Consider the following 12246-nt stretch of genomic DNA (forward strand, 5'->3'; position numbering starts at 1 on the left):
TTGCGCCGATCTCGTCACGCCCGCCACCAGGATGTGAAAACATCGGTCTTCGCACGAGAATAGGGCGCACCCTCGAAGGCGAATTCCATAAGTGATGATTATCGATGAACCGATCAGTTGAGCATGGCCGTCGATAAGGACAAATTATCGAATTGTCTTATGGCTCAGATAGTTTCGCCTGTCACGGAAAACAAGTAAAGTTCTGCCGATATCGGACAATCGGGAGAATAAGTGACACAGATCAGGTTCGCCGTAAGCGCTCTCGCTTCTCTGGCAATGGCAGGCTCCACGCTGGCGGGCACCGCCTTCACCAGCCCCCCGGCATCGGCTGATGCGCTTCCCAACCTGACGGGTCCAGCGGTGCCCGCGGTCGCCGACCTCAATGACGACGGCTACACCGACGTCGTGTTCAGCGACTTCGTGCTCGGGTTCGGGGTGTCGGTGTTCCTGGGCAAGCCGGGTGGCGGCTTCCAGCCCGCGGTCCGATACACCACCGGCGGCCAGGCCGACTACGTCGCGATCGCGGATTTCGACCACGACAGCAAGCTCGACATGGCTGTCACCAATTTCACCTCACACAACGTCTCCATCCTGATGGGCAGGGGCGACGGCACCTTCGACAAGGCCGTCGATTACGCCACCGACCTCGCTCCCGGCGCGGTGGTCGTCGGTGACTACAACCACGACGGCAACCCTGACCTGGCCACCTCCAACCAGGCCCCGTCGTGGTCGATACTCCTCGGCAAGGGCGACGGCACCTTCGCCGATGCGGCCACGGTCTCCAGCAATCTCGGCGTCGGCTCCGGATCCGCCGACGCCGCGGACTTCGATGGGGACGGCAACCTCGACCTGCTGCGCGGCAACTACGTCAACAGCACCATCCAGATCTACCGCGGCCACGGTGACGGCACCTTCGCCGCGCCGACCACCTTCAGCGAGGGCGCCCTGACCGCCTGGTACGGGATGGCGCGCGACATCAACGGCGACGGTAAGGCGGACATCCTCTTCTCCAACCTGGTCAGCGGCACCGTGTCCACGCTGTTCAACAAGGGCGACGGCACCTTCGGCGCGCTGCGCACCTATCAGACCGGCGGCCTGCTCCCACAGTGCTTCGACGTGGCCGACATCAACGGCGACGGCAAGCTCGACATGGTGGTCGCCAACGGCGGCACCTCGAGCATCAGCGTGTTGCTCGGAACCGGCAACGGCACCTTCGGCCCGCCGAGCAACACCTACTCCTCCGGTGGGCTCGTCCCCCTGTCGACCCCGATTCTCGCCGACTTCAATGCCGACGGAAAAACCGACACCGTCGTCGGCAACACCGGCACCGGCAACATCACCCTGCGCTACGGCAACGGTGACGGCACCTTCGGTCCTGCCATCGACTACTCGGCCTGATCGACCTGGACAGGCCCCGGTCGGCCGGGGCCTGTCATCGGCATGTCCGCATCACACGGTGGGTGTCGACCCTACGATGCCCTGAATCAATGAGGACCCCACCGCTTTCGCTGACCGGGTGCGAAGTCGACCGGGTCCTGAAGTGCTACATCCGTCTCCGTGTGCAGCGCGTCGCAGACGAATGCCGCGCCCTCGGCACCGTCGTAGGTGGTCGCGAAGCGAGGGTCCTCGACGTACATCTGACCGAGGCAGTCCACCATCTGGATCGAGCGGTCTCCATCGCCCTCGGCCGTAGGGGTGCCGGGAATCTCGCTCAGCCACTGGACATGTCGAGCGGCCAGCACCTGTCCGCGCTCCGAGGTCGGCGACACCCCAGCCTTCCAGGCGGCGATCCAAGCGGCAACGAGGTCGTCGGTGGCCCGCTTCCAAGCCTGCTGCTGCTCGAAACTCTTGCCGTGCCACCAGTCGTTGCTCGCGCTGGTTCTATCGGTGATCTATGACGTCACCGATCGGTGGATCCCAGCGTCGCTGCTGATCGGGAGATGTTCGTATCGGCTAATTTTGACGTCGTAATCTTTCTTGCGATGTATGGATGCGTGTGCTTCATCCCGAACCTCGAGCGGAAGAAGGTCGAGCTGTATGCCGCGATCCGGCGTCATGCCCGAGCGGGGATGACGGGCAGGGCCTTACAGGCCAGGTACGGAGTGGGTTGGCGCACGCTGAAGGCGGCCACCGAGCCGGTGTGGCCGGCATGTCATTCTCACTGAAGTGTCCACTCTCCCAACAAGATTGGGCGGACTCCATTCTTCAACATCGAGAACAGCACATTGGGATCTTCCGCATATCGATAAACCGACGAATCGAACCCCGCATAGAACTTTCCATCACTCCCCGAATATAGGGTCATATGAAAGCTGTCCACTCCAATCGGGAACAGAACGGCACCAGCTACCTCTGCACATCGCCGGGCCACGTCCACGTCGCGGACGGTACTTACGGCAGATGGATCGAAATACGTCCAACTCGAGATCCTCTCTCCGGCGATGACGAGGGCCGGAAGATGGTCAATCTCGAGGCCGAGATACTCCCCTAAGAAGCTTCTTCCCTCCTCGTGGCAGGCGAAGCCAACACGCTCCAGGTCTGCCGTGACGGCATCCGCTTCAGGTCGCACCCCAGCCACTTCCCAACCGAACGAGCTGAGAAATTCCGCTAGCTCCGACTCAGGCATTCTTCGCACCTCGATTGGTCTGTCACTCGGTGCTGAACCCAAACCCCACTCCCATCAACGGAACTCGGTCAGAACGGGCCAACTGTAATGGCTGACTCCACGATGGGCGAACTTCGATGGCAAACGTCCAACTCACTGGCAGAGGACAGTCAGCATTCTGGACCACCTCGGGCACGCGGCAGTGAGGTCACTTTTCACCGACACGATCGCCTCGGCCCTTCCCCACATGACGTCGACATTCGTCGACAAACGACGCCAGAATTCACCGGCATAACCAGTAGGGATTCCACCGTCTGAACGCCGTCGTCGGCGAGCGCGAGCGGAACGGCCGCCCATATCCCCCTGTCCACCCAGCCGGTGACATCCGCCCACGCGGCAAGCACCAGCAAAGACAGGTGGCCGATGCCAAGCACGAGCATGATCCCGCTCGACCAGCGCAGCAATCGTCTTTTCGGAGTTCATCGTGACCGTCCTGTCCAGGCTCGTTCCCACTGCCGGGTCAGGGCCGGGTAGACGATGAGGTATCGGAAAGGCGCAATGACGGCCATGTAGAGCCGCCCGAACCATCCGTTGGGCTTGACGAGGACGGCCATACGCAGCTCATAGTCGCCGTTCGCGCCTTGAACCCAGCCGAGATGCATCACGGTGTGCACGGTCTTGTTCGCCAGCTCGCGGGCGGACTCCATATCGAGCTCGTAGACCGCTTTGAGGGGCATGTCGTCGTTGTCCGGGCCGCGGGGAGCGGCGCGCATGTCGCTGGGCATGCGGTCACGCAGCGAGCCGACCCGCTCACCCACCCCCGCGGACGGCTTGTCCCAGCCGAGGAGTGCACCGAGCTTCCACCGAATGGCGAACAAGAACCGCACCGGCCAGATCTGCCGCACGGGCCCCCCGGCTGCTTGCAAGGCCGCGAGCATCGCCGGGAAGTCGTCGGGTCCGGCTCCGGGGGTGCGAAACGACCACACGTCCTCGACCGTGAAGTCACTCGCGAGTTCATGGATGCGCCAGGGCTGCTCGGTGTAGGTGGCCTCTGCGAGTCGCGGCACGATTCACCTCCCATTTATACGGAACCGTATAGTTCATGAATACGATACCGTATAGATCCGACTCGACCAATGGAGGTGGCCGGATTCCCGCCGTAGCCCGCACAACACGAGCCCGCTGGATAGCGGCGGGCCTCGAAGCCCTCGGCCGGGGCGGACCCGACGCGGTCCGCGTCGAGACGCTCGCCACCGAGCTCGGGGTGACGAAGGGCGGGTTTTATGGACACTTCGATAGCCGCCCCGCGTTCCTCACGGAGCTCCTCGACGAGTGGGAACTCCGCTGCACCAAAGAAGCCATCACCCAGGCCGATGCCGAAGGCGGCGATGCCGCCGATCGGATCCGGCGCGCCGGGCAACTGACGTTCTCAGAAGACCTGCACCGGATTGATCTCGCGATCCGGGCTTGGGCCCGCCACGACGAGTCCGTCGCGACCCGCCTGCGGCGTATCGACAACGAGCGAATGCAGTTCCTGCGGAAGATGTTCGGCACCTTCATCACCGACCCCGACGAGATCGAGGCACGCAGCACCCTGGCCTTCGCCCTCGCGATCGGCCGCCACTTCATCGTTGCCGACCACCCCGGGTACACCACCCGCGAAGCCATCCACCTTGCCGGCGAACACCTCTTGCGACCGCCACCGTGAACAGCCGCCGCGTGTGCCGTTCAACTCGGCGGAACATGCCGAATCGGAAACTGGATGGTGAGGGTGTCGCGGGCGGCGTTGATCGCCGAGGGCCCGACCGGATTGCGCGCAGCCCCTCGGGAGCCTGTTGATACTGGGCTGACGCCCGATTTCACTCCCCTGGCCTGCGGGTATGCCGAGTGGCCGCCGAAACCCCTGCGCACGAGGGCTCGACCGAACTACGCGGCGAGTGTGCGGTGAGCGCCCTCGACCCCGCCTGCTCGCGCCATCAGGCGAGCGATGGCCTCGGCGACCCCACTCGGCTGCTCGAGAATGACCGAGTGCCCGGCGCCCTCGACCATCACGAAATCCGAGTACTCGACGACGGCTGCCATCGCGACGGAATGCGACGGCGGCGTCATCAGGTCGGCGGAGCCGCACAGCACCAACGTGGGGATCTTCGAGAGGATCGGAAGCGCGTCGGTTTGGTCATAGACCATGAAGGCGCTCAAGAAGCTCGCCATTGTCACGATCGGCGTTTCGTTGTGCATCGCGTTGGCCAGGGCGAGCACGCGAGCGCTGACTGTGCGATTGCCGAATTCCGCGGTACGGATGACTGGGGCGAAGACCTTGCAGGCCATGTTCTTCGCGTGGTGCATCATGCCCGGAGCACGTCGGACGGCGGCCTGGAATGCCGAAACGACCGGATTGCGCAGGAGGCGACCGAAGCCGACGTCGGCGAGCCCGCTCGCGGCGGTCGCGATGAGTGCGACGCCGACAATGCGAGTGCCGATCTCGTGCGGGTTCTGGCTGGCGTAGGTCAGCGCGGTCATGCCGCCCATCGAGTGGCCGACGAGGACCACCGGACCGGTCGGTGCTACGGCGTCGAGAACGTCGCGCAGGTCGTAGCCCAGTTGCTCGAGGTTGTAGGTCTGTCGGGACGCCGCGGCGGAGTCGCCGTGGCCGCGATGGTCGTAGCAGACGATCCGGGCGCCTGCGTATCGGCGCAACAGCGCGTCACGGACATAGGTCCAGGACTCGGTGCGCTGGCAATGTCCGTGCAAGAGGACAACTGTGAGATCGGCATTCCGTGGGCCGTATTCACGAACCGCAAGCGCCACACCATCTTCGGTCGAGACCGTGGCACCCCGTTGCGCCGAGGTGGCGATGGTGCTGGTGATCGACATTGGAGGCTCCGATTCACTTGGCGTGACTTGTCCAACTGTCCATCGCATTCGTCGCCGGCGTCAGGACCCCGAGTGCTGAGGTCCGACCCCCAAGGTGGAGCAGAATCACCACCAAGGTGATGCCGGCTCGGACCGGGCATCCCGCGCCTCGTCGCCGAGCTCCGGCGCCTGCGCCTACGCAACGACCGTGCGACGCAGCTACCCAACGCCCGATACCTGCCCCGATGGCGTGAGTCCACCCCTGCACGTTCCCGTCCCGACGGCGACGAACACCCCTGCGCAGAGGTAATCCGGGGGCAATTCGACAGCGGATGTTCGCGAATCCCGCATCAGGCAACACGGTGCGCCACCGATCGCGCCCGACCCCACTGGATGTTGTTGCTCACGTCACGATCCTTGACTAATTTTTTAGTCAGGATTTAAGGTCTCGAGTAGCCAGATGGTCGCCCGCTCATCACGCGGGCCTCCGAAGCAAGAGTGGAGCTGCCCGGCTTCCGACGCGCCGCGAGGGACTCGCAGCACGTATAAACAGATCAAAGAGGAGAAACAGGATGCGGCGGCGCACATTCGTCCAGACCACGATGACCGCGATCGGCAGTTTGCTGATGGCCGGTTGCGACGACACCACTGCCCCACTCGGTAGCGGCAGCCGTGCGGACCACGATGACGGAAGGACATGGTTGATGCCCGAGGAGGGGCAGCCGCACAAGCGGACCTGGATGGCCTTCGCTGCCGACGAACGGATCTGGGGTGCGCAGCTGGTGCCTGAGGTGCAGCGCAACCTGGCCACCATCGCCACCACCATCGCGCGCTTCGAACCGGTGTCGATGCTCGTGCGCCCCGGCGAGATGGCGCGGGCCGAGAGCCTGATCGGTGACGCGAACGTGGAGCTGATCGCCACCGACCTCGACGATCTGTGGATGCGCGACACCGGCCCGGTGTTCGTGACGGACACAAACAGCAAGGCCGGGGTGGATTTCAACTTCAACGGCTGGGGCAACAAGCAGGAACACCGCCGTGACGCGAAGGTCGCCCAGTTCGTCACCGGCCGCGCCGGAGTCGCAACCCGGCACACAGATCTGGTGCTGGAGGGTGGCGCGCTCGAGGTCGACGGCGAAGGCACCGCGATCATCACCGAGAGCTGCGTGCTCAACAACAACCGCAATCGGGGCTGGAAGAAGAGGGATGTCGAGGAGGAGCTCGACTACCTGCTCGGGATCGAAAAGGTGATCTGGCTGCCCGGTATCGCAGGCGAGGACATCACCGACGGGCACACCGACTTCTACGCGCGCTTCACCGGCCCGGGTGTGGTGGTCGCTGGACTCGACACCGACCCGGACTCGTTCGACTACGACGTCACCCGCCGCCACCTCGATATCCTGTACTCGGTGACCGATGCGCAAGACCGCCCACTGCAGGTCGAGGTCCTCGAGGGGCCCTCGACGGTGCGTGCGGAGTTCGAGAACGACGACTTCGCCGCGGGCTACATCAATTTCTATGTCTGCAACGGCGCGGTCATCGGTCCCGAGTTCGGTGATCCGGACACCGACAGCGCCGCGAAAGCCACCCTCGAGCGACTCTTTCCCGGCCGGGAAGTCGTCCAGATCAATATCGATGGCATCGCCGCGGGTGGCGGCGGCATCCACTGCGCCACCCAGCAGGAACCCGCCGACTGACCCGAACTTTCGCACCGATTGCCGGGCCTGCCGGATTCGCCCCTACTGTGAGGAATCGTGTCAGAGCGTCGAACCCAGATCCTGGAAGCCGCCGTCCGTGTCATCGCCCAGGACGGCGTGCGCGGGCTGCGTATCGAGAAACTCGCCGCCGCGGCCGAGGTGTCGACGGCACTGATCTACTACCACTTCAAAGACCGTGCCGGTGTCCTACACGCCGCGCTCGAACACATCAACCACCGAGCCCAGGCGTATACCGACCACACTGACACGGCCGACCCCCGCAGCCGGGTCGAGCACATGCTGCTGCTCGAACTCCAGGACACCGACGAAGTTCGCGAAACCAGCATCGCCTGGGGCGAATTGCGCGCCAGCGCCGTCTTTCACCCCGATCTGCGCGACCCTCTGCAAGCCACCACTCGAAGCTGGAACACCGACGTCGAAACCCTCATCCGCCAGGCCCAGCAGACGGGCACCGTCCACCCTGCCCTGGACGCCGTCGCCACCGCGGAACGCCTCACCGCCCTCGTCGAAGGACTCAGCGAACGCTGGCACAGCGGCTCCCTCACCCTCGACCGTGCCCGCCAACTCCTCACCAGCGCAATCGAACTCGAACTCAACGCCACCCCTTGACCACTCGGCGTCACCACTGACCGCGCCGTTCGAGCTGTGCAGGCACCGAACGACCGAGCTCCACCCGGGCACCGGGTGGAGCTCAGCTCTGCGAACCACATGGTTGGTTACGCGACTATCCGAAAGTGCCTGCGCCCCAGGTGGGCCGGAGGTTCGGCGCAGCAGCGACAGCGGTCGGACCAGTCGCGCCGACATTTCGAACATGACGCGACTTCCGCGGAAGCTAGGGCCGGAACTGTCCTAGGTGATTTCTACGATGGATTTCATGACCGAACAGATTCGACCGTTTCGCATCGACGTCCCCCAGGAGCAGCTCGACGACTTGAATCGGCGACTGGACGCCAACCGCTGGCCCGACGCGGTTCCCGGTGCGGGGTGGTCGCAGGGCATCCCGCTCGACTACACCCGGGAACTGGCCGACTACTGGCGCACTACCTACGATTGGCGGGCGCAGGAGGCCCGACTCAACTCCTTCCCGCAGTTCCGCACCGAGATCGACGGCCACGACCTGCACTTCATCCACGTCCGCTCGGCCGAATCCGACGCGTTGCCACTGGTGCTCACGCATGGATGGCCCGGATCGATCGTGGAATTCCTCGAGGTGATCGGGCCGCTGACCGACCCGGTGACGCACGGCGGCAACGCAGCGGACGCGTTCCACGTCATCGTGCCGACCATCCCCGGATACGGGTTCTCCGGACCTGCCATCGGCTGGTCGACGACTCGAGCCGCGCGCGCGTGGGCGGAACTCATGCGTCGCCTCGGCTACGACCGTTACGCCGCGCACGGCGAAGACACCGGCGCGGCAATCACCCGCCAACTGGCGGTCATCGATGCCGAGCACCTCGTCGCGGTGCACCTGACCGATATCGCCTCGGCCACCGTCACCGCAGAGACCGCCGACCTCGACGATCCCGCCGAACGGCGCGCCGTCGAACTCGCCGGCCGCTACCAGTACCAGCTCGGCGCGTACGCGATGCTGCAAGCCAGCAGGCCGCAAACGCTGTCCTACGCGCTCACCGACTCGCCGGTGGGCCAGTTGGCCTGGATCGTCGAACGGTTCAAGGACTGGACCGACTCCACCGACGCGCCCGAGGATGCCGTCGACCGCGACGCGATGCTGACCAACGTCATGATCTACTGGCTCAACGGCACCGCGGGCTCATCGGCGCGCTACTACTACGAAGGCGCCGCCACCTGGGGCAAACCCGAGCCCGACACCGACGTGCCGGTCGCGGTAGCAGTCCTACCCCACAACATCGGCACCCCGATCCGCCGCATCGCCGAACAGAACCACAACATCGTGCGCTGGACCGAATTCGACCGGGGCGGCCACTTCGCCGCCATGGAAGAACCCGACCTCATCATCGACGACCTGCGCGCCACGTTCCGCGACTACCGCGCGTAGGCACACGAGCCCGGCGATCTACCACGGCCGACTGTCTTCGCCCAGCGCCATGAGCAAGACAGGTGGCCGCGGATCGCCGGGATCGCGCGTGCCACACGCCTGAGCTGATCCCTCGGCGCCACCCGGCGGCGCTCCCCTGCTCAGCGCGCAGCTACACCGATCCATGAGACGCGAGCGCTGGCGCCGGAACCGGACCGACCATAGGGTGCGCACGTGGGCGAACGGCGATACATACGACGCGGTGACGGGCGACGACGAAACCCAGCCGAGTCCATGCCACTGGAACCGCGGGATGTCATCGCCGATGCCGATGTGGTTGTCGCGGGCCTGTTCTCGGCCAAGCGCACGGACTGTCTCGACGTGATGGCCGACGTTTCGGCAGGGGTCGCTCGTCTCGGAGGTCGAGTGGCCGAGTGCTTCGTGCAGCGCCGCGGGGTCTCGGGCGGCAAGAAAGGCGATACACCCGGCGGCACAGCGACGATGGACGCACCCTACTCGGCCAGAACGTTGATGAGCATCGGCAAGGTCGGCGAGATCGCGGGAGCGTGTGCTCGGATCCATGCGGGGGCCGTGGTCTTCTCCAACGAGCTGACCGACCGACAGCGAACAGTTCTTGCGAGGATCTGTGGTTGTCCGGTGTTCAGCTACAGCGACCTGATACGGGCAGTCGAGCCCGGGCCGTGATACCGAACGTGTCGTTCAGGTGACAACAAGGGAAGTCGAAGAACATCGCGATGTCGTCATCGCCGCGCCGAAGGCTGCAGCTCCCGCCCATCCAGGCTACGGAAAGGTGAGGTGCCACCATCACCCACGCAGGCCCGTTCGCGGACGATGTCGGCGTCTACACCGCACGCACGGTGATGTCGCCCATCGGGCGGGCCGACCGCCTGCCCATGCCGATGACAGGATCGAGGCCGAGGCGTTGCCGCTCCTCGGCGGGGTGTGGCTGCCAAGATGGTTCCATGGTTGACCAGGGGAATCGCGTAGGACCGGACTCGAACATCGTGTTCGACTATGACGCTGAGCTACGCCGCTATCACCAGCGGTTGCGCGACGCCATCGATGTGGCACCCGACGACGACGTCCTCGACATCGGTTGCGGTGCCGGGCAGACCACCCGTGATGCCGCCAGGTTCGCGGTCCGGGGCAGCGCACTCGGCGTTGATGCATCCTCGGTCATGGTGGCGCGTGCTCGCCGACTCGGCGCGGCCGAAGGACTCCATAATGTGCGATTCGAGCAGGCGGATGCCCAGGTCCATCCGTTCCCACCGGCGCATTTCACCCTCGCGATCAGTCGGTTCGGCACGATGTTCTTCGCCGATCCGGTCGAGGCATTGACCAACATAGGGCACGCGCTACTGCCCGGGGCGCGGCTGGTGCAACTGGTCTGGCAGGACAGCAGTCGGCAAGAGTGGGTGGCCGCGATACACCGCGCACTCGTGGATCGTGACCCGCCCGTTCCCATTGCGGGTGCCGGCCCGTTCTCCCTGGCCGATCCGGCCACGGTGGACGGCATTCTCACCACGGCCGGGTTTACCGACGTACGCATCACCGACGTGTGCGAGCCCATCTATTACGGCGCGGACCCCGACGGCGCCATTGACGCGGTGCTCGTGTTGCGCATGGTCAGCGATCTGCTCGTGCAGCTCGATGCCGATGAGACCGAGCGGGCGCTCGAACGGCTGCGCGTGGTGATGGCCGCGCACAGCACAACCGGCGGCGTTTGGTTCGACTCGCGTGCCTGGCTGATAACGGCTCGGCGCTAGGCGAGGATCTCGATCCTGAGGTCACTCCCGGAGGTCGCCGAGATCGTCGGCCCCACTCCGGTTCGAAGTCAGCGTGCGGTGAAGGGCTTTCCGTTTGCGGCATGGACGGCCGATCATGTCTGCCTACCGTATAAGCGCTACCGGCACCGACCAGTGTCGCACTGTACTCCCGATCCGGGCCCCACGACGTTGTGGGACGGCGGCGGCGTGTGCGCGGAGACATTCGGCGTTGAATGCCTATGGGCCAGCCGGTGACTCGGTGAGCGAACAGTTCACCCGCTTCAGCATGGACATCGAATGTGCGATCGCCCTTCGGCTTCCGACACAGCGAATGGACGGTGCGATTCTGGCAAATTCACTGCAATAGCGAGCAATCGCTAATGCGTCGCGTTGCGGCACACATAAGTCCGGCCCCGAGGGGCGACACGTACCGAGCCGTGATCTACCGAGACCGAATCAGGAGGCGGGCTTGGGCTGCCCCATGGCCTGGACGCCGCTGATCACATCGAGCATGTTGACGAGGGCAGAGGTGCCGCCGTCGAGGGCCGAGCTACCGGAGTCGAGCATGGCGGAACCGGACGATGAGCCGGCCGAACCCGAAGACGAACCGGCCGAACCCGAAGACGAACCGGCCGAACCCGAAGACGAACCGGACGAATCCGAGGATGGGCTGGCCGATTCCAAGGCGAGGCCCTTGGTGGAGCCGGTGGCGGCGGAGTCAGCGGCGGAGGCCACCGCGACCGGGCCGAAGAACAGGGTGGCGGCGGAGATGGCGCCGGCGGCAACAAGGATCTTGCGAGAGAACATGTACGGAGGTTCCTTCCACAGATGGATAACGACGCCGTAACAGGCGAACACCAGCAACGTTATGAAAAAGAGATCTGCAAATCCACTTATATTTTTGTGATATGAATCACGGTTAATATTGGGCTAACACAATATTTTGTCGTGGTAACACAATTTGATCTTTACCCGGACGCGGATTCGATGATCAATTTCTGTCGATTTACACGACGAGACCACGTAACGGCGTGTGGCGGAACCAATCTCACATTTGATCTTCACTCCGAATGTGGATTACATGATCAATTTCCGTCGATTTCCTACGGCATCGTATCGGCGGGGCGGCGGAACCGATCTCGCATTTGATCTTCACCCGGATGTGGATTACATGATCAATTTCCGTCGATTTCCTACGACGCCGTATCGGCGGGGCGGCGGAACCGATCTCTCAGCGGACCTCCGATCCCGGCACGGCGCGAGCCGAGCCGACGACGCGCTCGGGGG

The 12246-nt window shown here is 64.4% G+C and carries 13 protein-coding genes; 7 read left to right on the forward strand and 6 right to left on the reverse strand.

Going from position 1 to position 12246, the window contains the following annotated elements:
* The first annotated feature begins 231 nt into the window (after window positions 1-231).
* Window positions 232-1398: a VCBS repeat-containing protein gene (locus AB0M74_RS26345; protein WP_366528970.1), complete on the forward strand. Its 1167-nt coding sequence runs from the start codon at window positions 232-234 to the stop codon at window positions 1396-1398.
* Between the two features lie 86 nt (window positions 1399-1484).
* On the opposite strand, the gene AB0M74_RS26350 is transcribed toward AB0M74_RS26345, so the two are convergent.
* The 3 genes from AB0M74_RS26350 to AB0M74_RS26360 all read right to left on the reverse strand — a co-directional run bounded on the left by AB0M74_RS26350 (window position 1485) and on the right by AB0M74_RS26360 (window position 3672).
* Window positions 1485-1892 carry a TipAS antibiotic-recognition domain-containing protein gene (locus AB0M74_RS26350; RefSeq protein ID WP_366529024.1) on the reverse strand — a complete coding sequence of 136 codons (408 nt, stop codon included), beginning with the start codon at window positions 1890-1892 and terminating at the stop codon, window positions 1485-1487.
* Between the two features lie 266 nt (window positions 1893-2158).
* Complete coding sequence (locus tag AB0M74_RS26355; protein ID WP_366528971.1) at window positions 2159-2626, reverse strand: SUKH-3 domain-containing protein; 468 nt, start codon at window positions 2624-2626, stop codon at window positions 2159-2161.
* Window positions 2627-3084: 458 nt separating this feature from the next.
* Entirely contained in the window at window positions 3085-3672 is a 588-nt protein-coding gene (locus AB0M74_RS26360; RefSeq protein WP_366528972.1) for a DUF2867 domain-containing protein, read from the reverse strand.
* 35 nt (window positions 3673-3707) lie between these two features.
* On the opposite strand from AB0M74_RS26360, the gene AB0M74_RS26365 reads away from it, so the two are divergent.
* The gene (locus AB0M74_RS26365) at window positions 3708-4313 is read left to right on the forward strand and encodes a TetR/AcrR family transcriptional regulator (RefSeq protein WP_366528973.1); all 606 of its coding nucleotides are present in this window, start codon (window positions 3708-3710) and stop codon (window positions 4311-4313) included.
* Window positions 4314-4531: 218 nt separating this feature from the next.
* On the opposite strand, the gene AB0M74_RS26370 is transcribed toward AB0M74_RS26365, so the two are convergent.
* A complete protein-coding gene (locus tag AB0M74_RS26370) occupies window positions 4532-5479 on the reverse strand; it encodes an alpha/beta hydrolase (RefSeq protein ID WP_366528974.1) in 948 nt (315 codons plus the stop codon).
* 605 nt (window positions 5480-6084) lie between these two features.
* Between AB0M74_RS26370 and AB0M74_RS26375 the strand changes: the two genes are divergently transcribed.
* From AB0M74_RS26375 to AB0M74_RS26390, 4 genes are all read left to right on the forward strand, one after another.
* Window positions 6085-7155, forward strand: a complete 1071-nt coding sequence (locus AB0M74_RS26375) for an agmatine deiminase family protein (RefSeq protein WP_366529025.1) — start codon at window positions 6085-6087, stop codon at window positions 7153-7155.
* 57 nt (window positions 7156-7212) lie between these two features.
* Window positions 7213-7785 (forward strand): TetR/AcrR family transcriptional regulator, encoded by a 573-nt coding sequence (locus AB0M74_RS26380; protein ID WP_366528975.1) that lies wholly within the window; start codon window positions 7213-7215, stop codon window positions 7783-7785.
* A gap of 265 nt (window positions 7786-8050) precedes the next feature.
* A complete protein-coding gene (locus tag AB0M74_RS26385; protein WP_366528976.1) occupies window positions 8051-9193 on the forward strand; it encodes an epoxide hydrolase family protein in 1143 nt (380 codons plus the stop codon).
* 273 nt (window positions 9194-9466) lie between these two features.
* A complete protein-coding gene (locus AB0M74_RS26390; protein WP_366528977.1) occupies window positions 9467-9877 on the forward strand; it encodes a hypothetical protein in 411 nt (136 codons plus the stop codon).
* Between the two features lie 157 nt (window positions 9878-10034).
* Here AB0M74_RS26390 and AB0M74_RS26395 read toward each other — a convergent pair whose 3' ends face one another.
* Window positions 10035-10157 carry a hypothetical protein gene (locus tag AB0M74_RS26395; RefSeq protein ID WP_366528978.1) on the reverse strand — a complete coding sequence of 41 codons (123 nt, stop codon included), beginning with the start codon at window positions 10155-10157 and terminating at the stop codon, window positions 10035-10037.
* Here AB0M74_RS26395 and AB0M74_RS26400 point away from each other — a divergent pair.
* Window positions 10156-10959, forward strand: coding sequence for a methyltransferase domain-containing protein (locus tag AB0M74_RS26400; RefSeq protein ID WP_366528979.1), 804 nt, complete (start codon window positions 10156-10158; stop codon window positions 10957-10959). The genes AB0M74_RS26395 and AB0M74_RS26400 overlap by 2 nt on opposite strands.
* Before the next feature lie 456 nt (window positions 10960-11415).
* Here AB0M74_RS26400 and AB0M74_RS26405 read toward each other — a convergent pair whose 3' ends face one another.
* Window positions 11416-11766 carry a hypothetical protein gene (locus AB0M74_RS26405; protein ID WP_366528980.1) on the reverse strand — a complete coding sequence of 117 codons (351 nt, stop codon included), beginning with the start codon at window positions 11764-11766 and terminating at the stop codon, window positions 11416-11418.
* Between the last annotated feature and the right edge of the window lie 480 nt (window positions 11767-12246).

The organism is Nocardia sp. NPDC051463 (genome assembly GCF_040681975.1).
Classification (GTDB): Bacteria; Actinomycetota; Actinomycetes; order Mycobacteriales; family Mycobacteriaceae; genus Nocardia.

Excerpts from the sequence above, each read along its gene's own strand:
- AB0M74_RS26355 (WP_366528971.1), bottom strand. The coding sequence starts at position 2,626 with ATGCCTGAGTCGGAGCTAGCGGAATTTCTCAGCTCGTTCGGTTGGGAA.
- AB0M74_RS26365 (WP_366528973.1), top strand. The coding sequence starts at position 3,708 with ATGAATACGATACCGTATAGATCCGACTCGACCAATGGAGGTGGCCGG.
- AB0M74_RS26370 (WP_366528974.1), bottom strand. The coding sequence starts at position 5,479 with ATGTCGATCACCAGCACCATCGCCACCTCGGCGCAACGGGGTGCCACG.
- AB0M74_RS26375 (WP_366529025.1), top strand. The coding sequence starts at position 6,085 with ATGGCCGGTTGCGACGACACCACTGCCCCACTCGGTAGCGGCAGCCGT.
- AB0M74_RS26385 (WP_366528976.1), top strand. The coding sequence starts at position 8,051 with ATGACCGAACAGATTCGACCGTTTCGCATCGACGTCCCCCAGGAGCAG.
- AB0M74_RS26390 (WP_366528977.1), top strand. The coding sequence starts at position 9,467 with ATGCCACTGGAACCGCGGGATGTCATCGCCGATGCCGATGTGGTTGTC.
- AB0M74_RS26400 (WP_366528979.1), top strand. The coding sequence starts at position 10,156 with ATGGTTGACCAGGGGAATCGCGTAGGACCGGACTCGAACATCGTGTTC.
- AB0M74_RS26395 (WP_366528978.1), bottom strand. The coding sequence starts at position 10,157 with ATGGAACCATCTTGGCAGCCACACCCCGCCGAGGAGCGGCAACGCCTC.
- AB0M74_RS26405 (WP_366528980.1), bottom strand. The coding sequence starts at position 11,766 with ATGTTCTCTCGCAAGATCCTTGTTGCCGCCGGCGCCATCTCCGCCGCC.